The following is a 25067-nucleotide window of genomic DNA, read 5'->3' as shown; positions in this document are numbered from 1 at the left end:
TCTCATTTATGTTAGGAGGAGGAAGAGGAGTGGCAAATAAAGAATTAAAGAGGGGCCTGGGCGCGCGCCATATTCAGATGATCGCCTTGGGCGGTACAATCGGTGTTGGCTTGTTTATGGGTTCTGCCAGCACGATTTCATGGACTGGCCCATCTGTCCTTCTGGCTTATGCAATATGCGGAATTTTTATCTTTTTTATTATGCGTGCGATGGGTGAAATGCTGTATGTCGAGCCGAGCACAGGTTCTTTTGCGACGTTCGGCCATCAATATATTCATCCGATGGCAGGTTATATAACAGCATGGAGCAACTGGTTCCAGTGGATTATCGTCGGCATGTCAGAAATTATCGCTGTCGGTTCTTATATGAAGTATTGGTTCCCGGATTTGCCTGCTTGGATACCTGGTATCGTGGCAATGGTGATTCTTGGTGCGGCGAATTTAATTTCTGTTAAGTCGTTTGGGGAATTTGAGTTTTGGTTTGCGATGATTAAAATCGTGACGATTATCTTGATGATTATTGCGGGAATCGGAATTATTTTCTTCGGTTTTGGCAATGGCGGAGATGCGATCGGTTTGTCGAACCTGTGGTCTCACGGGGGCTTCTTTGCAGGAGGTTTCTCGGGTTTCTTCTTTGCACTGTCTCTTGTCATTGCGGCCTATCAAGGAGTTGAGCTGATCGGGATTACAGCGGGTGAAGCGAAGGACCCGCAAAACACGCTAAGAAATGCGATTCAAAGTATTATCTGGCGTATTTTGATTTTCTACATTGGTGCTATTTTTGTGATCGTGACGGTGTATCCTTGGGATGAGCTCAACTCACTCGGAAGTCCGTTTGTGTCTACGTTCTCGAAAATTGGAATTACGGCAGCGGCCGGCATTATTAACTTTGTCGTGATTACTGCTGCAATGTCCGGCTGTAACAGCGGTATTTTCAGCGCGGGCCGCATGCTGTATACACTGGGTGTCAATGGACAAGCACCGAAATTCTTTAAGAAGATTTCACGCAATGGTGTGCCGCTGTATGGCACAATTGCGGTGCTGATCGGTTTGGCTGTCGGTGTTGTGCTGAACTATATCGCTCCGCCGAAGATCTTTGTCTATGTATACAGCGCAAGCGTGCTCCCAGGGATGATTCCTTGGTTTATCATTTTGATCAGCCATATCGGATTCAGAAAAGCGAAGGGTGCTGCATTAGATAAACATCCATTCAAAATGCCGTTTGCTCCTTTTACAAACTATTTGACGATTGCTTTCTTGCTGATGGTTCTGGTTGGCATGTGGTTTAACGATGATACTCGTATCTCTCTGATTGTAGGTGTAATTTTCTTAGCGCTTGTGGTCATTAGTTATTATGTGTTTGGGATTGGCAAACGCACGCAGGCCAATTTGACAAAAAGCGAACAAGCAGCTGAATAACGATAAAAAAGAGACATTCGCGGATGTCTCTTTTTTTATTTTTTGCGTATGGATTTTCCCTATTTTAGCAAGCTATAGGGTAAAGATAGCAGAAGGAAAGGTGTTCATAAAATGGATGTTACACTCGGTTATTTGCGCGAATCACTTTCGAATCATCTAGAAAATGAAGTGTGCCAGCGTATTTGCAAGAAGATGCTGGCGAAGCGTTATGCAAATGAAGAGGAATTTGTAAAAGACTTAGATGATAATGAAATGTCTTTTTTGAACCATGTATTAGAAAAAGAAATTAAGTATGCCCAGAATGAACAGGATCAAAAACGGGCCAAGGAATTAAACGAGGTGTATGAATTACTGCTTTGAGAAAGGCGGGTAAGAAATGGGAGCAATTGAACGAAGCGGATATACATTTCAGCCGGAGTTTAGCGTTGTCCGTCAAAACGGAGCCATCCATGTGTACCACCAAGGAGAGTTTGTGGAAGAAATCGAATTTGAATTTAACGGGGAATATCCCGATCATGATTTGATTGAAGAGCTTGTGAATCATTATTGTTTTGAGCATGAGATTTAGAGCCCTGTCGTGCAGGGCTCTTTTATTTAGGATGTGATCAGCCCATACTTTTTCAGGATATCCACGGTGATGTTTTTGGCTTTTGTGCCGGAATCATCGACATTGGTGACAAAGACATAAGAGCCATGCTCTGTTTTGATGAATCCGACAAACCATCCTAATCCCATATCTGTCAGGCGAGTTCCGGTTTTCCCGTAGAGCGTGTAATGATCGCCTTCCTCTTGAATCATCATGCGCTTGACGGTTTTCATTACCGGCTTGTCAAATGGAAGCTCCTCGTTAGCCAGTTTCTCCAAAAAAGTTTCTTGTTCCAGCGGAGATATTGTGAGCGAGCTTTGCAGCCAAAACTGGTCGATTCCCCCGCTGATATCCTCGTTGCCGTAAGATAGTGTATGAAGCCATGTTTTCATTCTTTCCTCGCCGATATCTCTCGCTAATGCCTGATAATACCAGATTGCGGATTCGCGCATGGCCGAGCCAAGCGTATGGTCGCGGTTCCATGATTCGAATTCACGCTTGACCCCGTCCCATCGTTTAACATCGTATTCATCTCTTACAGCTTTGACCTGCAAACCGATTAAAGCGTTCACGACTTTAAAGGTGGATTGCGGAGTTTGTCTTTGATTTGCCCGTTTTCTGTTATAGACAAATGTCTGATCCTTTTGTAAATCGTGAAGAATGAAGGTTCCATCCGTATCCTTGAATTCATCATCGACATTCATTTTGCTGACATTCAAGTGTTTTTCATGAGCAGATGATGCTGCGTGGACGGAGAAGCCGCCGATCCCTGCAATACTCAGCACAAGCACAACATATATCCATTTTTTCATTTTGTTCTCCCCTTCGTTTTGATTAACTACCTTTTCTCTCTTTCGTTTGTTCTTCCTTTAAAAAATAATCAAAAAGCGCTTAAATTTGGTTTTGTAAACAAATACTGTTACTGGGTTTATAGTCGGAAGATAACGTGAAAATAGAGGGTAAAAAGGAAGGCAGGGTAAGCGGATGAATGAGCAGATTCCACATGACAAAAGTCTCGATAACAGCCTGACACTGCTGAAGGAAGGGTATTTATTTATTAAAAACAGAACAGAGCGCTACAATTCAGATCTGTTTCAGGCCCGTTTGTTGGGAAAAAACTTTATTTGCATGACTGGCGCTGAGGCGGCGAAGGTGTTTTATGATACGGATCGATTCCAGCGGCAGAACGCTTTGCCTAAGCGGGTGCAGAAATCGCTGTTTGGTGTTAATGCGATTCAGGGAATGGATGGCAGCGCGCATATCCATCGGAAGATGCTTTTTCTGTCATTGATGACACCGCCGCATCAAAAACGTTTGGCTGAGTTGATGACAGAGGAGTGGAAAGCAGCAGTCACAAGATGGGAGAAGGCAGATGAGGTTGTGTTATTTGAAGAAGCAAAAGAAATCCTGTGCCGGGTAGCGTGCTATTGGGCAGGTGTTCCGTTGAAGGAAACGGAAGTCAAAGAGAGGGCGGATGACTTCATTGACATGGTCGACGCGTTCGGTGCTGTGGGACCGCGGCATTGGAAGGGAAGAAGAGCAAGGCCGCGTGCGGAAGAGTGGATTGAAGTCATGATTGAAGATGCTCGTGCCGGCTTGCTGAAAACGACTCCCGGAACAGCGCTGCATGAAATGGCTTTTCACACACAAGAAGATGGAAGCCAGCTGGATTCCCGCATGGCAGCCATTGAGCTGATTAATGTACTGCGGCCTATTGTCGCCATTTCTTACTTTCTGGTGTTTTCAGCTTTGGCGCTTCATGAGCATCCGAAGTATAAGGAATGGCTGCGGTCTGGAAACAGCCGGGAAAGAGAAATGTTTGTGCAGGAGGTCCGCAGATATTATCCGTTCGGCCCGTTTTTAGGGGCGCTTGTCAAAAAAGATTTTGTATGGAATAACTGTGAGTTTAAAAAGGGCACATCGGTGCTGCTTGATGTATATGGAACGAACCACGACCCTCGTCTATGGGATCACCCCGATGAATTCCGGCCGGAACGATTTGCGGAGCGGGAAGAAAATCCGTATGATATGATTCCTCAAGGCGGGGGGCACGCCGAGAAAGGCCACCGCTGTCCAGGGGAAGGCATTACAATTGAAGTCATGAAAGCGAGCCTGGATTTCCTCGTCCATCAGATTGAATACGATGTTCCGGAACAATCACTGCATTACAGTCTCGCCAGAATGCCGTCATTGCCTGAAAGCGGCTTCGTAATGAGCGGAATCAGACGAAAAAGTTAAATTAAAAAGCTCTCTTCCTTTATCGAAGAGAGCTTTTTGATTACTTCTTTTTTTCATCGTAGTATTGGACGGGATACATGGAGCCTTCTGATACCATTTTGTTGTCCTCGATATCTTGCGGGTCCGGGTGGCCGGCTTTATCAACTGGGAACGTTTCCATGTCTGGCTGTTTTGTTATTTTCATCTTCATGCTGTGAATGAATTCTCTTGCCTTTTGGCGATTTGACGGGTCTTTTAATAGATAAGAAGTGATGCCGACAGTTGAAACAGCGAGACCTGAAAGTAACAGCTTTTGTTTCATGGTGATACTCCTTTCTATTTTAAGAATAGTGTTTCCTGTATCATTCCCGTTTTGGAAATAGCTAAACCTATTGTGTTTTTATCATTGGGATTCACAGTAAATTCCATTTAAGAAGAAATTAGTGACTTCATTCCTGTATTGGAAGGTAATATACATTGACTTATTATCGTTTCAGTCAAAATTCGATAAATATTGACAAAGTAAAGTAATCAGAATAATAATATAATTAGCAAGAGAATGTCATCATACATGAAAGGTGTTTACGATATGAATCAATTGCATCGAAGAATGGGAACGTTTTCCCTCATGATGGTCGGGCTCGGGTCGATGATCGGTTCAGGCTGGCTGTTCGGGGCTTGGCGTGCTGCTCAAATAGCAGGACCAGCTGCTATTATTTCATGGGTTATTGGAATGGTCGTCATTTTATTTATTGCTCTTTCTTATAGTGAACTAGGTTCTATGTTCCCTGAAGCGGGGGGAATGGTAAAATATACGCAATATTCACACGGTTCGTTTATCGGTTTTATTGCGGGCTGGGCCAACTGGATTGCAATTGTGTCCGTCATTCCGGTTGAAGCGGTGGCCTCTGTTCAATATATGAGTTCTTGGCCATGGGAATGGGCGAAATGGACAAGCGGTTTGGTGAAGAATGGAACGCTGACTGGGGAAGGGCTAGCATTTGCCTCTGTATTGCTTCTCATTTATTTTCTGCTGAACTACTGGACAGTCAATCTATTTTCGAAAGCGAATTCATTAATTACGATTTTTAAAATTATTATTCCGGGTCTTACGATTGGAGCTTTGCTGTTTGTCGGATTCCACGGAGAAAACTTTACTGGCGGTCAAAGCATTGCGCCGAATGGCTGGGCAAGTGTGCTGACGGCGGTTGCCACTTCTGGTATCGTTTTTGCGTTTAACGGTTTCCAAAGCCCGATTAATATGGCGGGTGAAGCAAAAAAACCGGGGAAATCAATTCCGATTGCGGTTGTTGGCTCTCTTTTCGTTGCGACAGTGATTTATGTCCTGCTGCAGATCGCCTTCATCGGAGCGGTGAATCCTTCTGATATTGCTCACGGCTGGAGCCATCTGAATTTTAATTCTCCTTTTGCTGATCTGGCGATTGCGCTGAATATTAACTGGCTTGTTATTGTGTTATATGCAGATGCATTTGTATCACCGTCTGGAACGGGGATTACGTATACGGCGACAACGTCCCGAATGATTTACGGAATGGAAAAAAACAAATACATGCCGAGTATATTCGGGAAGCTTCATCCGATTTACGGCGTTCCGCGACAAGCAATGTTCTTTAACTTGATTGTGTCGTTCATCTTTTTGTTCCTGTTCAGAGGGTGGGGCGTATTAGCGGAAATTATTTCCGTTGCTACGTTAATTTCTTATATCACCGGCCCGATCACAGTCATGACATTGAGACGGACGGGGAAAGACCTGTACAGGCCTCTTCGTTTAAAAGGTTTAAACGTGATTGCGCCGCTAGGATTTATCTTTGCGTCACTGGTGCTGTATTGGGCGCGCTGGCCGTTAACAGGGCAGGTCCTGTTTATTATCCTGATCGGTCTTCCGATTTATTTCTATTATCAGGCGAAGGCGAAATGGAAAGGGTTTGGCCGAAACTTCAAAGCCGGCGTTTGGATGGTGTTTTATCTGCTGGCCATGATGGTCATTTCTTATTTGGGCAGTGATAAATTCGGCGGCCTGAATGTCATTCATTATGGCTGGGATATGGTTCTGATTGCGATGGTATCACTTGTATTCTATGTGTGGGCGCTGAAGAGTGGCTACCAGACAGAATACTTAAAGGATGCGAAAGAGATAAATTCTCAGCTGCTTAATGGACAGTCAGAAGCTGCTGCCGGAAAAGAATAAAATAAATAAGAAAACCTTGCGATAGTTGTCGCAAGGTTTTTTGCTTTTAATAACCCTTTTTTACTTTGTGGAAAAGATCAGGATAGTTGGTGAACACTCCTGTTACGCCCCAATCAAGCAGGCGATGCATATCAGCTTCATTATTGACTGTGTAAGGGTGAAGCAGGAGGCCGTGGCTGCGGATCATACGGACGTTTTCTTGATTTAAAGCTTTATAATCCGGGCCCGCACCGACAGCGTATGTTTTGATTTCTTCCAGGGCAGCATCTGTCATTGACGCCATTTGTTTGGCTTCCAGCAATTGAACGGTCGGCAGGTTTGGCTGTAATTGATGGACTTTTACCAGGCTTTCTTTGCTGAACGATTGAATGATCACCTGGCCTGGCTTAGAATGCTTCCCTAGTAATTTATGTTTCTGCAAAGAAGCGATCAGTTTTTCTTCCATACCTGGGTAGGTGTCAGGCGATTTTGTTTCAATGTAGTAGTTCGCGTGCTTTCCGAAACGGTCTAATACCTCTTCTAATGTAGGAACTTTAAGGCTGACGTACTGCGGCTTTGCTTTTTCCGGATAGGCTTCATTAAACCAAGAACCGGCGTCAAGCTTCTTAATGTCTGCGAGCGTATGGTCTTTCACCCAGCCCGTTCCGTTTGTGGTGCGGTCCAGTTTTTCGTCATGCATGACAATCAATTTCCCGTCTTTTGTCATTTGCAGATCCAATTCAATATAATCAGCCTTCATTTTCTGAGCGGTTTCGTAAGACAGAATCGTGTGCTCAGGCACATATCCAGAAGCCCCTCTGTGCGCGACGGTCAGGATACGGTCAGGTGACAGCAGGTTTCCTTTTGACGCTGCCGACACTGGCGTTACCATAAATGAGAGTAAGCCCAGCGACAGAACAAACAAGGCCAGTATTCTATTTTTTCTCATGATTTCTCCTCCTTATAGATAAGCACTACCTGTCTTTCATATTAAAAAACGGATGTAAACGGCGTGTTGGAAAACTATTAATCTTTTATGTGTCTTTCTTAAACATGCTCTGCCCGTTTTCCTGTATTCCACGTCAAAGCCAAGAAGACGATGGCAAGAATGCAGGATGAGATCAGCATGATAAAGCCGCCGTTCCAGTTAAAACGGTCCACGACAAAGCCCATAATGGCGTTTGCGAAGGCGGATCCGCCGATGTATCCGAAAAATCCGGTCAAACCGGCTGCAGTTCCGGCTGCTTTTTTCGGTGCTAGATCGATCGCTTGCAGGCCGATCAGCATAACAGGTCCGTAGATTAAGAAGCCAATGCTGATCAGGGCGATATTGTCCACGAGCGGATTGCCGGCCGGATTCAGCCAGTACACCAATACGGCAATGAAAACACCCGCCATAAACAAAACGCCTGCCGGTGCCCGGCGGCTTTTGAAGAATCGGTCACTGATCCAGCCGCACAAGATCGTTCCCGGTATGCCTGCGTATTCGTAAAGAAAATACGACCAGCGTGAGTCTTCAGGAGAAAAGCCTTTGGCTTCTGTTAAGTAAGTAGGCGCCCAGTCAACCACGCCGTATCGCACGAAATAAACAAATACATTGGCAAAAGCGATGTACCAAAGAAATTTGTTGTTCAGCACATATTGAAAAAGAATTTCTTTTGTTGTTAATTCTTTTTCCTGATTTTTAAAAGCGTGTTTTGGATAGTCATTCCGATACTCTTCAATTGGCGGGAGTCCGCAGGATTGAGGCGTATCACGAACCAATAAAACAATTAAAAATGAAATGATAATGGCGATGATGGCAGGGAAGAAAAACACGCTTTTCCAAGTGACGAACATCGCGATCCCAAGAGTGACAAGCGGAGCAAGAATACCGCCGCCTATGTTATGGGCGACATTCCAGATCGACATTTTTGTGCCGCGTTCACTTATGGAGAACCAATGGGCCATCGTCCTGCCGCATGGCGGCCAGCCCATTCCTTGAAACCATCCATTGATAAACATAAAAATAAACATGATGGTGACGCTCGAAGTCACCCAAGGCATTGAAACGAATAGAATATTAACGATTGCTGATAAAAATAGGCCTGTCGCCAGAAAATATCTCGGATTACAGCGGTCAGACACCATTCCCATGATGAATTTGCTGAAGCCGTACGCTATGGACACAGCGGCCAGCACCAAACCCAGTTCTGTTTTCGAAAATCCCTGTTCCTGCAGATAAGGAATGGCAAAGGCAAAGTTTTTCCGCAGCAGGTAGTAGCCTGCGTAGCCAATGAAAATACCAATGAATACTTGCAGCCTGAGCCGTTTGTATGCCGCATCCATCTTTGAATCATCCAGTCTCTCAATATGAGGAGCCGGTTTAAATATATTAAGCATTAATAATTATCCCCCTTTGCTGTTTGTGCTGGATGTGTGGCGTGCCTCCTTTCCCAAAAAATAAATAGAGCCAGAAAACACCCCTTGTCAAAAGGGGTTGGATTCCTGGCTCTCCTCATCTCCATCCAAGCTATTAACTTATCATGATAGCGCTTTCTTAAATTATCATAGTCCGGAGCGAATGTAAACGGGTAATTTTCAAATTGGGCCTTAGGGAAGTAAATATTATCCTTTTACTAAATGCAATTATATTTTTTTACTAGTAACATAAAAATCTGGAGGGAGGCTGTTTAAAGGTGGATGAATTAGATATCGCATTCTTTATTTTACCGTTAGGAATTATGCTGCTATCGATTGTCGGGACCTGTATTTGTAAAAACCCGTATCTGATGCCAATGCTTAGTTTGGTGATTTCTCTTGTGCTCACCTTTACCATTTTTAATCAATCATTTTTGGGATGGGCTGTTGTCTATAGCTTGGTTTCTCTGGCTTTATCCTATATCACATTGATTGTGGTAAGGAAAAGGAAGGAATCAGGAAATTAAAAAGACCTCACTTTCTAACATATCGTTGACTAAAGCAACTATATGTGATTATAATTGCTTTAGTCAACGATATTAGAAAGTGGGGATTGATTTGAAAACAAGAGAATCATCTGTCGGGTTAAAATTCAGAAAGTTCAATCGATTTTATACAAACGTCCTTGGTTTCCTTAATGAGCACATTTACGACAGCCCGTTTTCCTTAACAGAAACACGGATTTTATTTGAGATTTATAATACGCCTAATTGTACGGCAAAAGCTCTTCAGGATAAGCTGGGGCTTGACCGGGGATATGTCAGCAGGATTGTGAAGCAGTTTGAAAAAGAAGATTTGATTTATAAACAGAGGAGCAAAGATGACGCCCGCCACCATTACATTTTTGTCACAGAAACAGGAAAAACGATTTATAAAAAGCTGGAGGAGAAAGCCAACGAACAAGTAGAACTGATGCTGAAGGAAATCAACCAAAAGGAGCAGCACAAGCTTGCCGAGGCGATGGCAGAGATTGAAGCGATCCTTTCACAGTCGCTTTCTGCCAGAGCATCAGAGATATCGATTAGAGATTATTTTCTTTCGGAGGATCTTCAACTCCTTATTGAGAAACAAAGACAATTTTACGCGGAGGCTCACGGTTGGGATGACACGTTTTTAGCTTATCTTCAGGAGACATTTGACGCTGACATCGAAAAAATATGGATTGCGGAAAGCGGCGGGAAATTTGCCGGCTCTGTCGGGTTGGTCAAGCACGATGAAAAGACAGTCCAGCTCAGATGGTTTCTGGTTGATGCGGATTTTCGGGGCAGGGGGCTTGGCACGCAATTGCTGGAGCATCTGGTTGCATACTGCCAAGACATGAAGTTTGACCGCATTTTCCTTTGGACGGTGAGCACGATGGCTGAGGCTCGTCCGCTCTATAAAAAATTTGGATTCAGGATAAGTGAAGTAAAACAAGAAGCGCCATTATGGGGACAGCAGCTGACAGAAGAACGGTGGGATTTGGAGCTGTCATGAAAAGACTGCATTATGCGTGGATCATCGTCTCCGTCACCTTTTTGATCTTATTGGCGGTTCAGGGGGTGCGGCTGTCGTTTGGTGCGTTTGTGGAGCCGTGGGAACGGCAGTTTTCAATCGATAGAAGCACCATCTCGCTGATTTCGACGGTGAGTTTTATTGTTTATGGCATATCACAGCCTGTGATCGGTCGGCTTGTGGACAAATGGGGTGCCCGGGCTGTTTTGGCATGGAGTGCGTTACTGACAGGAGTCAGCATTTTCTTAACATACCTTGTGACTTCGCCTTGGCAGCTGTTTTTGCTTTATGGGCTGGGTGTCTCGCTTGGAGTGGGAGGAGCGTCGAATGTGGCGGCAAGTGTATTGGTCGTCAATTGGTTCAGCAAAAAGCGGGGACTAGCCTTTGGGATCATGGAAGCAGGCTTTGGCGCGGGGCAAATGCTTCTCGTTCCCGGCTCACTCATGTTAATCCATTGGTTTAGCTGGAAGCTGACGGTTGTGGTGTTGGGACTGCTGTTAATCGTGATTGTCTTTCCGGCTGCGCTGCTGATGCTTCGGAACAATCCTTCAGAAAAGAATACAGAGCCGATAGGCGGACTGGCTGCATCAGAAAAAGAAACAGCACCCAAAACAACAGCTCTTTCAGTGGCCGGGATGTTTCGTATGAGGCAATTCTGGTTCTTGATTTTTCCGTTTTTGATCTGTGGTTTTACGACCGTGGGGCTGATGGATACCCATTTGATTCCGTTTTCTCATGATCATGGCTTTTCAACGACAGTCACGAGTGCTGCTGTCAGTCTGCTGGCAGGCTTTAATATTGCTGGCATCTTGCTGTCCGGAATTGTAGCGGATCGGTGGAGCAGCCGGAAAATCCTGTGCTTTTTATATGCGGTGCGGGCGCTGTCGATCGTGATTCTTATTTACAGCCACGAGCCCTACTTGCTTTTAACCTTTGCGATTCTGTTTGGATTAGTGGATTTTGCAACGGTAGCACCGACTCAAATGCTCGCCACCCAGTACTTTCAAAACTACTCGATCGGCCTCATGATTGGCTGGCTGTCACTCGCCCATCAGATCGGATCGGCACTAGGTGCGTATGTGCCCGGCGTCATCTATACGGTAACGGGTGAGTATACACTGGCTTTTTATTTGTCGATTGGAATGCTCGTGCTTGCGAGCGTAATGAATGTGATGCTGAGGGAGCCTGCGGCGGTCACGCGTGACAGTGCGTCTGTGGTAGACAAGTGATGAGGACAAAGGGAAAGCATCTCTGATTTCGAGATTATTCAAAGATGCTTTTTTTGTATTTTTGTTCTAATACGAAGTCGATCATACCGACTATGCGGGCGTTTTCGGATTTTTGTTTGAAGCGTTCTGAAATTTGAACTTTTCTTGAAAATGGGTAAACACCAAATACCCATATTAGGCCAATTAACACAAAAAACATTTGTACACCCATTTCTATTAAATCATTATAATGAGAACTGAAAAAATAAATATATAACGTTATTAATGTTACTGTAAATACGATTTTGACAGTGTGTTTGAATGTGAGCTGTGGTTCAATTAAACACAATTTCATTTGGTTAAGTGTGAAAGAGTCTTGTTTCATTAGGTACGAAAGTAAATCATTATCGTTTTGACTGATAGGGTACAAGTCAGTTTCTATTTTTTTTGTGATCTCCTGATATTTATGTATATTACTTTTCATACAGTATCCCCCCTTTTTTAAGAAGAACTCCATGAATCCCTACAGGACTCATGGAGAAACAATATTATTTAAAAAGTGCTAAAAATGTACGGAAGAGTACTGCAGCAGCTCCCATTTCAGGACCTACCGTTAATACTAATGCACCAATACCAGCAACAATTAAGATACCTGTACCTACCACAAGCATGTTGTTGACAATAGTATCCCAATCTGGTGAGTATACTTCCTCAGTATCTGGTAAAGTAAAGTGCTTCTGTTTTATTTTAAACGTAATCGTAGTCGTTAGTCCAGTTGTGATATTGTCACCGACTGGAATATCAGGTGTATAGATTTTAATTTGAATATTTAAAGATTCAGCTGTTGGATTTACATAAACCTCCAAATAACCGTTGCGTACTGATAAGCTCAGACTATTTAAAAGGTTTTGATAAGAGTCGATTTGTGACGCAGTGAGAGACGTTTGAGTGTCGCCCAATAAACCCGTGATATAGGCACCTGGTTTACCATTTGTAATGGTAATTGTGTTTGGTGAACCTTCACTTGGTATGGTTGCCAGAAGTGAAGTTGATAGAATAATATCCAACTCAGGTGATGTGAAAATGGTTTCTGTCGTATCAAATTCAAACATCGCGTTTGCCAAACTTGTTAGATTTTCTAAAGCCGGAATGGTAGATAAAATGTCTGTCAGTGTACGCAGCCTTGCATCATATACCGGATCAGACGGCGGATTTACATTGCTTGCACCTGAGTCTCTTCCTGAAAATCCGTCTTTATCAATCCCGATGCTTCCAGAACCGCTTCCGATGGTTCCTTCATAAAATTGATCAAAGGCCCAGTTGTTTGGCATCGGATAGCCGAGATTGCCGCTAAATCCTGTTGACATATTTGCCACAAAACTATACTTTGTCAGTCCTGCTTCAGATGTACGGATACAAATGTTTCTTGGTCCGTAAACCCCTATTTCATACTTAGGTGCGGTTGAAAATGTCTGCATTTTTGTAAATGCTGACTTAATCTCTTGGAAATAAGGAATGATTTTATCGGTCACTTCATAATCGTATGCATCAAAATCGACAGCGAAATAAATGGTCGTGCCTGACGGAAAACCTAATCTTCTAGCAGCAGAAGCGGCACTATATGCATCTCTTGTGCCTTGGTCTTTGACAAAATAAGAAGATTCATAGCCGCCGTCTTGATAAATTGGGAAAACCTTCAATCCGGCATCAAGAATAACTGCAAGCTCTTTAGATGTCAGGGCTTTAGATGTGAGGCCGCTGCTTGTCCGCACATTTCCGGTCAAATATCTGCCAACCGTTTTATAACCGTTATTCCGCAGTGTTTGAGCTTTTTCTGCGGTTATAATTGTAGCAGTGTCACAAGCAGAAGCGGCGCGAGTTGTGTCTCCTGAGCTTGATAATAAAGCTTTAATGGTTGGCATATCTGCATAACCTGTTTGCGGCAGGCACATGAACTCTTGAAATGCTTTAACAGCTGAAACAACACCCACACCATATTTGCCGTCAAACTCACCAGGATCGAACGATTTTCCGTTACAATAGAGGGCGTACTGAACAATTAAGACAAATCCTGTTCTTGAATCGCCGGGAGTTAAAGTAGGGCACAAACTTGTGGTGCCGTTTCCGAAAAATCCATTGGCAACACTTGTGCTCATGCCTTCTTCTTTTTGCAGGGCATAAATAAGAGCTTTATTTGTATCGCGGCCATACAGTCCGTCACAAGGCATTAACCCGATATAGTCATTGTAGTCTCGATTTAAGTTTTGTTGAATCTGGCGAATTCTTGAATCACCCCCAGACACCAGCTTAAAAGCGCTCATGTCTAATAAGGCTTTCATAATTAACGTGGTGACAATCCCATCCTGTGTTGTCAGTCCGGCAGCTTTTTGAAATTCTTTTACCGCATTTTCTGTTTTTTCGTAAAAGACGCCTGTAAAACCGCCGGGATTAAAGCCTTTACACCATAAAGCCCCTTGTAAAATAAAATTCATGTTGCTTGGTTTTGAATCTGGAGCTTGGCGTTTAAGAGGCTTAAATAAGCGCTGTGTTGTCGGCCCGAAGTTATCGGCTGGCTCTGAGATACCCAATTCAATTTGAAGCGCCCGAGTCAGACCGTAGATCGTATCCCACCCAGTTTTCCCGCTTTCTTCAACTGGGTTATACCCATGTTTGCCGCTGTACGTATCGTTCAGCCATTGCTGTGTGATTAAGACCATTTCATCAACCATTTCGATTCCTCCTTTGTTAGATTGCGTTCATTTATAGGTGGCAAACGTAGGACAAAATAAAAAAATGGATGCCGTTAAGCATCCATTTTACATCCGTTCTCCAACAGCTTCGCTTTCGGTTTCAGCTCTGAAATGTAGAGGCCTAAAAGTGTAAGCGCGCCTCCTAGAAGAGCGATCCATGTCATGTTTTCGTGCAGAATCAGGACAGAAGCGGCGATCGTGATAACCGGGACCATGTAAATATACGCACTGGATTTGACGGCTCCGAGCACTCCAACTGAATAATTCCAAGTGGCGAAGCACAGGGCAGAAGCGCCAATCCCTAAGAAAAGCATGTTGAGTATATTTGAAGCAGATGAAAATCGGCTTAGGTCAAAATGGAAGTCGAACAAAAATAAAGCGGGAACCATAAACAATAAACCATACAAAAATACTCTCTGTGTCAGCTCGATGATGTGGTATTCGTAGGCGCTTAATTTTTTCATGAATATCGAGTATCCGCCAAACACGAGAGCAGCCCCGGCTGCCATGATGTCTCCGAGCGGATTTAGACGCAGTACCACATTGCCGTTAAACGTAATCAATAAAAGCCCGATCAGTGCCGAGATAAATCCAATCAAAAAAGTCAGACGCAATTTTTCGCCTTCGAGCAGAAAATGGGCCAAAACCGCAGTGATCATCGGTATAATGGACACGATCATGCCGACATTGGAGGCGTATGTATAGGTGAGAGCTATATTTTCTAATAGAAAGTATAAGGTTACGCCAAATAAACCAGCTCCGGCAAACAACAGCTCCTGCCGCCAATTTCTGAACGGAATCATGTTGGGACGGACGAGGATAAGAGCGATAAAGCCCATCAAAAACCGATAAAATAATATTTCCATTGGAGAGAAGTCAGCCAGCAGAACTTTTGTCGAAATAAAGGTCGTCCCCCAAATCAGAATGGTCACAATGGCTGCGATATGCCCCGAAGTTTCTCTTTGTATGTTCATCTGTGAAGCTCCTTTTCAAAAATCTTCATGTATTGCTTCGGCGTCAGCCCCACCTGCCGTTTAAAAAACTTCGTCATATGACTCTGATCGCTGAATCCTGTCTGAAATGCCGCATCAATCGGCCTTACCCCTTGTTCAAGGAGTTTTTTGGCTTGATTAATCCGGATTGTTTCCATGTAGCTATTAGGGGTAATGCCTTTTTGTTTTGTAAATGAACGCAATAAATGATACTTGCTCCAGCCTGTTAATTCACTCAAATCATTGAGTGTAACATTTTCGGCATAATGCTCTTCTAAAAATTCACAAACCATTTTGACTTCGTCTGATGGTTCTGGAACGCTGCTAAGGAACGTGACATCTGAATAATGGCGGATCAGCTCCTCTAATAGATGAAGAAACAGCTCCTCCTTACGCAAAGCTTGTTTTTCCTCGGATATCAAAATATGCAATTCCTGCAGGCTGGCTGTCAGCTCATGGCGGAATAACACATGCTGGGAGAAATAAGGGAGATGCCCGGAGCCAGTAATCTCTTTCACCGCCTTCTCCATGATATCCGGCATGACATTGATACACCGATAATCAAGCGTCCGGCCGTCAATCTGTTCACAGCTATGCGTGTCACGGGGGTTAAAGAGGAGAAGATCACCTGGATTGATGATATATTCTTGATCCTGACAGGCCAGATACCGTTGCCCTTTTTCAATAAATCCAATCACATAATAATCGTGAAAGTGGTTCGGGAACTTCTGCATAATTCCCTTGAAGCGGTAGGCTTCTATATGAAGGTGTGGGTCAAGCTGCAGTGTGCGGGTTTCGTTTTGCATGGGATGCCTCCTGTCGGTGTGGTGGTCTTGGATTAAGTGTAGCATGATTTTGGGGGATTTCTTGTATGATGTTGCTGTTTAGGAATAGAGAAAGCAGACCGTTATTTGTCTGCTTTCGTTTAAGAATTTAAAAGATTTTAACCCTCAATAATAATTTTATCTTTTTTAATAAAAATTTATTTTTCAAATATTTCAGTTATAATGGTTTGGAACAGATAGGAGGGGCAAAGATGTATCAATCAAAGAAGGTTTTATTGTTAGGTTCAGGTGAATTAGGTAAAGAGGTAGTGATTGAAGCCCAGCGTCTTGGGGTACAGACGGTGGCAGTTGACAGTTACGAGCATGCTCCGGCGATGCAGGTCGCGCATAACAGTTATGTCGTTGATATGCTGGACCCAGAGCAGATCAGAACCATCATTGAGAAAGAAAATCCGGATTTGATTGTGCCTGAGGTTGAGGCGATTGCGACGGATGAATTGCTGAAGCTTGAAGAGGAAGGATTTCACGTTATCCCGAATGCCCGTGCGGCCAAGCTGACGATGGATCGGGAAGGCATCAGACGACTTGCGGCGGAAACGCTTGGACTTGCGACAGCTGGCTATGAATTTGCGAATACATATGATGAATTTATACAAGCGGCAGCTCAGATCGGTTTTCCTTGTGTCGTTAAACCATTGATGAGTTCTTCTGGAAAAGGCCAAAGTGTGTGCCGCTCTGAAGCGGATTTAGAGAGCTGCTGGGAGACGGCGATGGAAGGCGGACGGGTGAAAAACGGCCGCGTGATCGTTGAGGAGTTTATCCCTTTCGAATCAGAAATCACACTCTTAACCGTACGTGCGGTTAACGGTACGGCATTTTGTGAGCCGATCGGTCATGTGCAAAAGGACGGGGATTATATCGAATCGTGGCAGCCGCATGATATGACAGAGCAGCAAATAGAAGAAGCGAAGCATATTGCGAAAACGATCACGGATGAGCTTGGCGGATACGGCCTGTTTGGTGTTGAGCTGTTCCTTGCGAAAGATAGGGTATATTTCAGTGAGGTATCTCCTCGTCCGCATGATACGGGTCTTGTCACGCTGGTGACGCAAAATTTGTCAGAATTTGCGCTGCATGTCCGGGCGATTCTCGGCTTTCCGATTACAGAAATCACACAGCTTTCTCCTGGCGCCAGTAGGCCCCTCAAAGCGCCGGAAGAATTAGCGGATTACACTGTTGAAGGATTGGAAAACGCACTGGCAGTCCCAAAGACTCAAATGCGCGTCTTTGGAAAGCCGATAACGAAAGCCGGACGTCGTATGGCAGTTGCGCTTTCTGCTGCTGATACAGTTGAAACGGCAAGAGAGAATGCAAAGAAAGCGTTGGACCAGCTAACGATAAAATAGAGTTTGAGCAGGCCTTGTCATGGTACAAGGCCTGTTTTTTTCTTCCTCCATAAAAGTTTTATCATAAGAATCAGAAACCTGATTATAATGTAAAAGTCTTCCATCGATGAGGGTGGTTGACACTAAAGGAGGGAGATGACAAAATGAAATTAGTTCCAAGATTCAGAAAACAATGGTTCGCTTACTTAACGGTTTTGTGTTTGGCTTTGGCAGCAACGGTTTCTTTTGGCGTACCGGCAAAAGCGGCAGAGGACCCGCAAACTTCTGTATCGAATACTGGTAAAGAAGCTGATGCTACGAAAAACCAAACGTCAAAAGCAGAACAGGTTTCCGCCCCTTATGAGGGAACCGGAAAAACAAGTAAATCGTTATACGGCGGCCAAACGGAACTGGAGAAAAATATTCAAACCTTACAGCCTTCGAGCATTATCGGAACTGATGAACGCACCAGAATCTCCAGCACGACATCTTTTCCATATAGAGCAACTGTTCAACTGTCAATCAAGTATCCCAACACTTCAAGCACTTATGGATGTACCGGATTTTTAGTCAATCCAAATACAGTCGTCACAGCTGGACATTGTGTGTACAGCCAGGATCATGGATGGGCTTCGACGATAACCGCCGCGCCGGGCCGCAATGGTTCGTCATACCCGTACGGTACTTATTCAGGCACGATGTTTTACTCCGTCAAAGGATGGACGGAAAGCAAAGACACCAATTATGATTACGGAGCTATTAAATTAAACGGTTCTCCTGGAAACACGGTTGGCTGGTACGGCTACCGGACTACAAACAGCAGCAGTCCCGTGGGTCTTTCCTCGTCAGTGACAGGATTCCCGTGTGACAAAACCTTTGGCACGATGTGGTCTGATACAAAGCCGATTCGCTCCGCTGAAACGTATAAGCTGACCTATACAACCGATACGTACGGCTGCCAAAGCGGCTCGCCTGTTTATCGAAACTACAGTGATACAGGGCAGACAGCGATTGCCATTCATACGAACGGAGGATCGTCATATAACTTGGGAACAAGGGTGACGAACGATGTATTCAACAATATTCAATATTGGGCAAATCAATAAATACAGCAAACTAGCCATATTCATGTCTATTTTGTTTTTATGCGGATGCAGTTCGCAGACGCATTCTTCTCAAAAAGAAACGACTATTCCTGTCACTCTTCATGTGGAGGATGCTAAGGGGCTGCCGGTCGCAGGGGTTCAAGTGACGATTGTCAAAGCGCCCTCTTCAGATGAGGAGCCGAGTACAGAGATTGGCGAGATACTTGGTAAAACAGACAAAAACGGAGATATCAAATGGGATACCGGCAGAAAAGGCGATTACTCAGTCGCGTTGACGAAGGGTGAAACATCAGTAACCCATCAGATCTCGTTAACAGAGGATAAAAAAGATCATGCCATTCCATTAGTCTTCAAAGAATAGCAGTTTCCTTGATTTTAAGGGAACTGCCTTTTTTATTTATTGCAGGAAACCAAACTATATACTGGAAATTTATTATGTGAGATAATAAGAAATAGGTATTTTTTCTTACGAGACAAAAGGGGCGTTATCCTTTATTTTATATCAATCAAACCCGGAGGAAAAAGAAGAAAATGATACAAGATTCAATGCAGTTTGCCGCGGTTGAAAGTGGTCTGCGCTTTTGCCAGGCATATGATCAAAGCCTTTCTTTGTGGCCGATTGAGTCGGAAGCATTCTATGTTTCTACTCGTTTTGGAAAAACACATATCATTGCAAGTGGGCCAAAGGACGCACCTTCGCTCATTTTGCTTCACGGGGGCCTTTTCAGCTCTGCGATGTGGTATCCGAATATCGCGGCGTTGAGCCGTCAATTTCGTACATATGCGGTCGATATAATAGGAGACAAAAATAAAAGTATACCATCAGCAGCCATGGAAACGAGAGCTGATTTTGCAGAATGGATGAAAGATGTCTTTGATTCTCTTGGACTTGAGACGGCACACCTGGCCGGCCTTTCGCTTGGCGGGTCCCATATCGTGAATTTCTTACTCCGCGCGCCTGAAAGAGTAGAGCGGGCGGTTGTTATGAGTCCCGCTGAAGCGTTTATTTCATTTCATCCGGATGTCTATAAATACGCTGCAGAGCTTACAGGGGAAAAAGGAGCTGAATCATATATCAAGTGGATCACAGGCGACAGTTATGATCTGCATCCTTTACTGCAAAGACAAATTGTGGCGGGCGTGGAATGGCAGGATGAGCAAAGGAGCCTGAAGCCGACAGAAAACGGCTTTCCGTACGTGTTCACAGACCAGGAATTGAAATCAATACAAGTCCCGGTACTTCTGATGTTCGGTGAGCACGAGGCTATGTACCATCAGCAAATGGCCTTTGAGCGGGCTTCGGTATTGGTGCCGGGAATTCAGGCTGAAATCGTAAAGAACGCCGGACATCTGTTATCTCTGGAGCAGCCAGAGTACGTCAATCAACGCGTCTTGTCCTTTTTATGCGGGGGGATAAAATAGTAAGGAACATGAAAAGATTGGCATTCATTTTTCAAAAGGTAACAAATGTTGTATAATAATAGAATTTGAATGCTGCTTTTTTTGGGAGCATTCTATGTTATCATGCTTATTGGAGAAAAATTTTTCCTGTAACGCTATTCGATCACTATCGTCAAATAATATAGATGGTTTTACAATTGGAGGTTTGGTTACACTGTGAATTACATCCCCTGTATGATTACGATAGGAAACTTCATTTGCGGATTGCTGGCGATTCATTCCTTGCTATATCACAACATTCATTCAGCAGTGCTTTTTATTTTTACAGGCATGTTCCTTGATTTCTTTGACGGGATGGCTGCTCGTAAGCTGAATGCCGTTTCTGATATGGGGAGAGAACTGGATTCGTTTGCCGATCTGGTTACGTTTGGGGTGGCTCCTTCTATGCTTGCTTACAGTGTCGCGTTGTATACCCTGCCATTTATCGGGATCTTATGCGCATTGACGTACAGCATTTGCGGAATGCTTCGCCTCTCTAAATTTAACATTGAACAAAGCAAGCTCCCGACGTTTATCGGTATGCCGATTCCGTTTGCGGGCATGTGTCTCGTTATTCTAAGCTTCACCTATAACCCGATCCTTCTGGCAATCGGCACTTGCGGACTTTCATATTTGATGGTGAGTAAAATAAAATTCCCTCATTTTAAAAAACATGCGGCAGAAAACCTGGAGTCTGGGAGATGGAATTAGTTCAGCAGCTCATAGCGGATTACGGTTATCTCGCTATTTTTTTGATGCTGGTATTAGGAATTGTAGGATTGCCGATTCCAGATGAAGTGATGATGACCGTTGTTGGCTATTTCACGCATACCGATGTATTGAATTATGAGCTTTCGATATTGATTAGTTTTGTCGGGGCTTTGTTAGGTATGCTGATCAGCTACATGATTGGCAGAAAAGCCGGACGCCCGTTTATCGACAAGTACGGCAAGTGGGTTGGCTTAAAAGAAAAAAGAATGATGAAAGTGGAAAAATGGATGAAGAAATACGGTCCATATTCTCTTATTTTAGGTTATTTTATTCCCGGCGTCAGACATGTGACGTGCTACTTTTCGGGGATCGGCAAAATGGATCTGAAAACGTATGTTGCGTTTGCTGCAATCGGCGCCTTTTTATGGTGCTTTGTTTTTATTACAATCGGAAGGGTTATAGGGATTATTCATGTTTAATACGGCTGTAAAGATTCTGTATCGATCATTGATAGAGCTGACGAATCATCGTCTGTCATCCTATCTGATTAAAGGATTTTGCGAGTCGAAAATCAGCAAACCGGTCATTCCGCTTTTCTCAAAACATTTTCGGCTGAATTGGGATGATGTGGACGGTACGGCTGCTGATTACGGATCGCTGTCCGAATTGTTCATTCGACAAATAAATCTGGAGCGGCGCCCTGTGTCAAAAGAGGCGCATGCGGTGGTCAGCCCTGTTGATGGTGTGGTTCAGACGGTAGGAATCATCAACCCGAATCAAACCTTTACGGTGAAGGGAAAAGATTACTCATTCGCTGAGCTGACCGGCTGTAAAAGCGCAGACCATCAATACAATGGCGGTTACTTCGTCGTGCTGTATCTAAGCCCGAGGCATTATCACCGTTTCCATTCTCCGATCAGCTGCAGGTATCAAAAGCTGGCCGAGCTTGGAAATCGCTCATACCCGGTAAATCAACTAGGCTTAAAATACGGGAAAGATGTGCTGTCGAAAAATTATCGGTTTGTGTACGAGCTGAATAGCGGCAGCCGAAATGTCCTGATGATTCCTGTCGGCGCGATGAATATTAATTCTATCGTGCAGACGAGCACCCGTGCTGAATTGGAGATCGGCGAAGAGCTGGGATACTTTTCATTCGGGTCAACCGTCATTTTGGTTTTTGAAAAAGACGCGTTCCAGCCGTCCGCCCATTTAGCAGAAGGCCAAGAAGTTCAAGTCGGAGAACTGATAGGTTATGAAGAGTAAAAAGAGGAGCTTGCATAAACGCAGCGCCTCTTTTTTTGAAGAAAGGTGAGACTTATGGAGAAACAAATCATCAGCTGGATTACAGATTATCAGAACACCGGAGATGAAGCCGTCCTGCGGCAAGTGCGAGAAGTGTGCTGGCCGATCGTGGAAGCGGTTTTGCAAGAGAAGGCAATAGATGATGAACAAGCGAACAATTTGCGCGAAAAAGGAATCGAGCGGTTTCCATTCATCATCAGCAAATACCAAGCGGATGTGCAGCTTCCGGTTGAGACATTTTTACGAAATACGTATCGGTTTTACTTTCATCAGGTGATGAGAGAATCCAGCTAAAGCTTCTTTCAACAGAGAAGCTTTTTTTTGTTGGCAGGAAAAGGAAACTTTTTCTATATCTATCTCGTAATGACTAGAGAACCTAATTTGGGATTCACAGAAGAGCAGATGATCCTGAAGGAACAATATGACGGTGTCATTTGGCTGGAGCATATCACGCCATCTGTCATTATCAAGTAAGCGGTGTCTTCCTGTGCTATAACAGGTAGAGTTCACCTTTTGTTTGATAGTTTTCAGATAACTATATTTATTAGTAAATGAATGGAAAATACTTGTTTGCCATGAGAAACCCTTGTGCTGCTTAGGTTTGTAAGAGCTTGGATATTTTTATCAGTCTGGGCGGATCTGTTCATCTTTGCGGCATTTTCCTGTATGATATAGTAAGAGTGTGCATAGCAACTAACTATAATTGAACAGGGTGTTTAAAACATGGAAAAACAATACAGAGTATTACTTTACTATAAATATGTTCCGATTGAAGATCCAGAGGCGTTTAGAGAGCAGCATCTGGATCTTTGTAAGGAGCTTGGTTTGTTAGGCCGTATCCTTGTTTCTTCTGAAGGAATTAACGGTACGGTATCAGGTACGGTTGAACAGACTGAAAAATATATGGAAACAATGAAAGCTGATCCTCGCTTTGCGGACATGGTATTTAAAATTGATGAAGCAGAAGGCCATGCCTTCAAAAAAATCTTCGTCCGCCATAAAAAAGAGCTTGTAACGCTTCGTCTTGAAGATGATGTCGATCCGAACGAAACAACAGGCCAGCATTTGAAGCCTGCAGAATTTTATGAGAAGATGCAGGATCCAAACACAATTGTCATCGACGCGCGTAACGATTACGAGTATGACCTTGGCCATTTCAGAGGTGCGGTCCGTCCTGACATCGAAGCCTTCCGTGAATTACCTGAATGGATTGAAGAGCACAAAGATATGCTTGAAGGCAAAAAGATTTTAACGTACTGTACAGGCGGCGTGCGCTGTGAAAAGTTCTCAGGATGGCTGGTGAAGCAAGGCTTTGAAGATGTAGCTCAGCTTGATGGCGGAATCGTGACATACGGAAAAGATCCAGAGGTGCAAGGCAAGCTTTGGGACGGCCAGTGCTACGTATTTGATGAAAGAATCAGCGTGCCTGTCAACCGTGTCGAGCATGTGATTGTCGGCAAGGACTACTTTACAGGAGAACCGTGTGAGCGTTATGTGAACTGCGCAAATCCATCTTGCAATAAAAAAATGATATGCACACCGGAAAATGAGTATAAATATATGCGCAGCTGCAGCCACGAATGCCGCACGAACCCAAGAAACCTGTATGTGAAAGAGCATAATATGACAGAAGAAGAAGTAAACGCAAGACTGGCAGCGATTGAAACAGAAGATCACGCTGCTGCTGAATAAAAAAAGAACACCTCGTATTGAGGTGTTCTTTTTTTCTATATGCTTTCAGTTTGGCTGTTTGCGGAAACCCATTCTTTTTGGCGGAAGGCCTTTTCCCATTTTGATACCACGATACAGGCGATCGCATGTCCCGGTACGTTCACGCCCGTTCTCGCCATGTCCATGACGCGGTCAACACCCGCTATAATGGCAACGCCTTCAGCCGGCAGTCCTACAGCATTGGCAGTCGCCAGAAGAACTACAAGCGATCCTGAGGGTACAGCTGCAATGCCTTTACTGGTCATCACAAGCACAAGCATCATGAGCAGCTGCTGGGACAATGTCATGTCTACTTGAAAGGCCTGTGCGAGAAAGATACAAGAAACCGATAAATATAAGCTGGAGCCGTCACAGTTCAATGACAAGCCGGAGGGAACGACAAATGATACCACTCGTTTGGGACAGCCGTATTTCTCCATTCTATCCATCAGCTGAGGGAGAATGGTTTCAGTGCTGGTGGTGGAAAATGCAATTAAAAACAGATCCCATATCATTTTCAATACTTCGAAATACTTAATCTGAAAGATGAGACCGACAAGCGGAAAGAGGACAAAGAGGATCAGGAACAGGCCAAGGAATACGGTGCCAACCAGCTTAAACATAGGGAGGAGGAGTTCAATGCCATATTGGCCCACAGAAGCTGCCATCAGGGCTAACACGCCGATAGGAGCAGTGACCATGACGATTTGCGTGAGCTTGAACATAATCTGAGCGGTAGATTCAAAAAACTTCATTACTGGTTCAGAAGCTTTGCCGATACCAGCTGCGGCGACACCAAATAAAATGGCGAAGAAAATAACGGCAAGCAAATCATTTCTGGCCATGACATCAATAATGTTTGTAGGGATAATATCCAGGACCATTTGCTTGAAATCAACAACTTTGTCTGTGTAGCCGGAAAGTTCATGAATATCTTTTTTTGCCAAATGGGAGAGGTCAAGCCCGACACCTGGTTTTAAGACATTCGCTAATAAAAGTCCAAGCCCTAATACCAACGTTGTAATCACTTCGAACCAAATGATCGTCTTGATGCCGAGGCTGCCCATTTTTTTCATGCTTCCGCTTCCTGCGGCTCCAATGACAATGGTAGAAAATACAATCGGCACAACAATCATTTTAATCAGGCGGATAAATCCATCTCCGACAGGCCTCAGTGCCATCCCGAAATCAGGAAAAAAGTGGCCGATCACCGCGCCGACAGCCAAAGCGATTAAAATTTGAAACGCGATTAATTTTTTCAAATGAATCCCCCTTTAGAACGATAGAATTTAGGCATATTCATATCATTCGTGAT

At 44.1% G+C, this 25067-nt stretch carries 26 protein-coding genes and 1 pseudogene; 18 read left to right on the top strand and 9 right to left on the bottom strand.

Annotation, left to right across the window (positions count from 1 at the left end):
* Positions 1 to 29 precede the first annotated feature (29 nt).
* From BGM23_RS20845 to BGM23_RS20835, 3 genes are all read left to right on the top strand, one after another.
* Entirely contained in the window at positions 30 to 1418 is a 1389-nt protein-coding gene (locus BGM23_RS20845) for an amino acid permease (RefSeq protein WP_015252942.1), read from the top strand.
* Between the two features lie 111 nt (positions 1419 to 1529).
* Positions 1530 to 1778: a sigma-G-dependent sporulation-specific acid-soluble spore protein CsgA gene (gene csgA, locus BGM23_RS20840; protein WP_003234887.1), complete on the top strand. Its 249-nt coding sequence runs from the start codon at positions 1530 to 1532 to the stop codon at positions 1776 to 1778.
* A gap of 16 nt (positions 1779 to 1794) precedes the next feature.
* Positions 1795 to 1986 carry a DUF5370 family protein gene (locus tag BGM23_RS20835; RefSeq protein WP_003234886.1) on the top strand — a complete coding sequence of 64 codons (192 nt, stop codon included), beginning with the start codon at positions 1795 to 1797 and terminating at the stop codon, positions 1984 to 1986.
* A gap of 26 nt (positions 1987 to 2012) precedes the next feature.
* Here the strand turns inward: BGM23_RS20835 and blaOXA are convergent, their stop codons facing one another.
* The gene (gene blaOXA, locus BGM23_RS20830; protein WP_046664306.1) at positions 2013 to 2816 is read right to left on the bottom strand and encodes a class D beta-lactamase; all 804 of its coding nucleotides are present in this window, start codon (positions 2814 to 2816) and stop codon (positions 2013 to 2015) included.
* 172 nt (positions 2817 to 2988) lie between these two features.
* Here blaOXA and cypC point away from each other — a divergent pair, with 172 nt between their 5' ends.
* The gene (gene cypC, locus BGM23_RS20825) at positions 2989 to 4242 is read left to right on the top strand and encodes a CYP152 family fatty-acid peroxygenase CypC (RefSeq protein ID WP_046664305.1); all 1254 of its coding nucleotides are present in this window, start codon (positions 2989 to 2991) and stop codon (positions 4240 to 4242) included.
* A 40-nt stretch (positions 4243 to 4282) separates the two neighbouring features.
* Here cypC and BGM23_RS20820 read toward each other — a convergent pair whose 3' ends face one another.
* Positions 4283 to 4543 (bottom strand): hypothetical protein, encoded by a 261-nt coding sequence (locus BGM23_RS20820; protein WP_003234883.1) that lies wholly within the window; start codon positions 4541 to 4543, stop codon positions 4283 to 4285.
* Positions 4544 to 4810: 267 nt separating this feature from the next.
* Between BGM23_RS20820 and BGM23_RS20815 the strand changes: the two genes are divergently transcribed.
* Entirely contained in the window at positions 4811 to 6430 is a 1620-nt protein-coding gene (locus tag BGM23_RS20815) for a glutamate/serine transporter AimA (RefSeq protein WP_029726946.1), read from the top strand.
* 46 nt (positions 6431 to 6476) lie between these two features.
* On the opposite strand, the gene BGM23_RS20810 is transcribed toward BGM23_RS20815, so the two are convergent.
* Both BGM23_RS20810 and glpT read right to left on the bottom strand, forming a co-directional pair.
* Positions 6477 to 7358 (bottom strand): glycerophosphodiester phosphodiesterase, encoded by an 882-nt coding sequence (locus tag BGM23_RS20810; protein WP_029726947.1) that lies wholly within the window; start codon positions 7356 to 7358, stop codon positions 6477 to 6479.
* A 98-nt stretch (positions 7359 to 7456) separates the two neighbouring features.
* Positions 7457 to 8791 carry a glycerol-3-phosphate transporter gene (gene glpT / locus BGM23_RS20805; RefSeq protein ID WP_003246460.1) on the bottom strand — a complete coding sequence of 445 codons (1335 nt, stop codon included), beginning with the start codon at positions 8789 to 8791 and terminating at the stop codon, positions 7457 to 7459.
* Between the two features lie 296 nt (positions 8792 to 9087).
* Between glpT and BGM23_RS20800 the strand changes: the two genes are divergently transcribed.
* From BGM23_RS20800 to BGM23_RS20790, 3 genes are all read left to right on the top strand, one after another.
* Positions 9088 to 9336 carry a YbeF family protein gene (locus BGM23_RS20800; protein WP_003234879.1) on the top strand — a complete coding sequence of 83 codons (249 nt, stop codon included), beginning with the start codon at positions 9088 to 9090 and terminating at the stop codon, positions 9334 to 9336.
* 91 nt (positions 9337 to 9427) lie between these two features.
* Entirely contained in the window at positions 9428 to 10345 is a 918-nt protein-coding gene (locus BGM23_RS20795) for a bifunctional helix-turn-helix transcriptional regulator/GNAT family N-acetyltransferase (protein ID WP_015252938.1), read from the top strand.
* A complete protein-coding gene (locus BGM23_RS20790; protein WP_029726948.1) occupies positions 10342 to 11592 on the top strand; it encodes an MFS transporter in 1251 nt (416 codons plus the stop codon). The genes BGM23_RS20795 and BGM23_RS20790 overlap by 4 nt, the downstream gene beginning before the upstream one ends.
* Before the next feature lie 34 nt (positions 11593 to 11626).
* Here BGM23_RS20790 and BGM23_RS20785 read toward each other — a convergent pair whose 3' ends face one another.
* The 4 genes from BGM23_RS20785 to BGM23_RS20770 form a co-directional block, all read right to left on the bottom strand.
* A complete protein-coding gene (locus BGM23_RS20785; protein ID WP_029726949.1) occupies positions 11627 to 12055 on the bottom strand; it encodes a hypothetical protein in 429 nt (142 codons plus the stop codon).
* A gap of 64 nt (positions 12056 to 12119) precedes the next feature.
* Positions 12120 to 14300, bottom strand: coding sequence for a glycoside hydrolase domain-containing protein (locus BGM23_RS20780; protein ID WP_015252935.1), 2181 nt, complete (start codon positions 14298 to 14300; stop codon positions 12120 to 12122).
* A gap of 74 nt (positions 14301 to 14374) precedes the next feature.
* Positions 14375 to 15295 carry a DMT family transporter gene (locus BGM23_RS20775; RefSeq protein WP_003234873.1) on the bottom strand — a complete coding sequence of 307 codons (921 nt, stop codon included), beginning with the start codon at positions 15293 to 15295 and terminating at the stop codon, positions 14375 to 14377.
* On the bottom strand, positions 15292 to 16119 hold the full coding sequence (locus BGM23_RS20770) for an AraC family ligand binding domain-containing protein (RefSeq protein ID WP_003246321.1): 828 nt from the start codon (positions 16117 to 16119) through the stop codon (positions 15292 to 15294). Before BGM23_RS20770 ends, BGM23_RS20775 begins: the two co-directional genes overlap by 4 nt.
* A 215-nt stretch (positions 16120 to 16334) precedes the next feature.
* On the opposite strand from BGM23_RS20770, the gene purT reads away from it, so the two are divergent.
* The 10 genes and pseudogenes from purT to trhO all read left to right on the top strand — a co-directional run bounded on the left by purT (position 16335) and on the right by trhO (position 23734).
* Positions 16335 to 17504 (top strand): phosphoribosylglycinamide formyltransferase 2, encoded by a 1170-nt coding sequence (gene purT / locus BGM23_RS20765; RefSeq protein WP_257182391.1) that lies wholly within the window; start codon positions 16335 to 16337, stop codon positions 17502 to 17504.
* Between the two features lie 143 nt (positions 17505 to 17647).
* Complete coding sequence (gene mpr / locus BGM23_RS20760) at positions 17648 to 18589, top strand: extracellular metalloprotease Mpr (protein WP_029726951.1); 942 nt, start codon at positions 17648 to 17650, stop codon at positions 18587 to 18589.
* Positions 18552 to 18950: a YbfJ family protein gene (locus tag BGM23_RS20755; RefSeq protein ID WP_024571582.1), complete on the top strand. Its 399-nt coding sequence runs from the start codon at positions 18552 to 18554 to the stop codon at positions 18948 to 18950. The genes mpr and BGM23_RS20755 overlap by 38 nt, the downstream gene beginning before the upstream one ends.
* Before the next feature lie 170 nt (positions 18951 to 19120).
* Positions 19121 to 20011 (top strand): enantioselective carboxylesterase CesB, encoded by an 891-nt coding sequence (gene cesB / locus BGM23_RS20750; RefSeq protein ID WP_029726952.1) that lies wholly within the window; start codon positions 19121 to 19123, stop codon positions 20009 to 20011.
* Positions 20012 to 20206: 195 nt separating this feature from the next.
* Complete coding sequence (pssA, locus tag BGM23_RS20745; RefSeq protein ID WP_009966430.1) at positions 20207 to 20740, top strand: CDP-diacylglycerol--serine O-phosphatidyltransferase; 534 nt, start codon at positions 20207 to 20209, stop codon at positions 20738 to 20740.
* The gene (locus BGM23_RS20740) at positions 20731 to 21219 is read left to right on the top strand and encodes a DedA family protein (RefSeq protein ID WP_003234861.1); all 489 of its coding nucleotides are present in this window, start codon (positions 20731 to 20733) and stop codon (positions 21217 to 21219) included. Before pssA ends, BGM23_RS20740 begins: the two co-directional genes overlap by 10 nt.
* Positions 21212 to 22003, top strand: coding sequence for a phosphatidylserine decarboxylase (locus BGM23_RS20735; protein WP_029726953.1), 792 nt, complete (start codon positions 21212 to 21214; stop codon positions 22001 to 22003). The genes BGM23_RS20740 and BGM23_RS20735 overlap by 8 nt, the downstream gene beginning before the upstream one ends.
* Positions 22004 to 22057: 54 nt before the next feature.
* Positions 22058 to 22336 carry a hypothetical protein gene (locus BGM23_RS20730; RefSeq protein WP_021481898.1) on the top strand — a complete coding sequence of 93 codons (279 nt, stop codon included), beginning with the start codon at positions 22058 to 22060 and terminating at the stop codon, positions 22334 to 22336.
* A 90-nt stretch (positions 22337 to 22426) separates the two neighbouring features.
* Positions 22427 to 22516 (top strand): annotated as a pseudogene (locus BGM23_RS22280) (hypothetical protein); the annotation flags it as partial.
* A 249-nt stretch (positions 22517 to 22765) separates the two neighbouring features.
* The gene (trhO, locus tag BGM23_RS20725) at positions 22766 to 23734 is read left to right on the top strand and encodes an oxygen-dependent tRNA uridine(34) hydroxylase TrhO (protein ID WP_029726954.1); all 969 of its coding nucleotides are present in this window, start codon (positions 22766 to 22768) and stop codon (positions 23732 to 23734) included.
* A gap of 35 nt (positions 23735 to 23769) precedes the next feature.
* Here trhO and gltP read toward each other — a convergent pair whose 3' ends face one another.
* Positions 23770 to 25014, bottom strand: a complete 1245-nt coding sequence (gltP, locus tag BGM23_RS20720; protein WP_014478694.1) for a glutamate-aspartate/proton symporter GltP — start codon at positions 25012 to 25014, stop codon at positions 23770 to 23772.
* Positions 25015 to 25067 lie beyond the last annotated feature (53 nt).

This window comes from Bacillus sp. FJAT-14266 (assembly GCF_001719225.1).
GTDB lineage: Bacteria > Bacillota > Bacilli > Bacillales > Bacillaceae > Bacillus > Bacillus subtilis.
The sequence above is the reverse complement of the archived record's forward strand: the minus strand, read 5'-3'. Positions and strand labels throughout refer to the sequence as shown.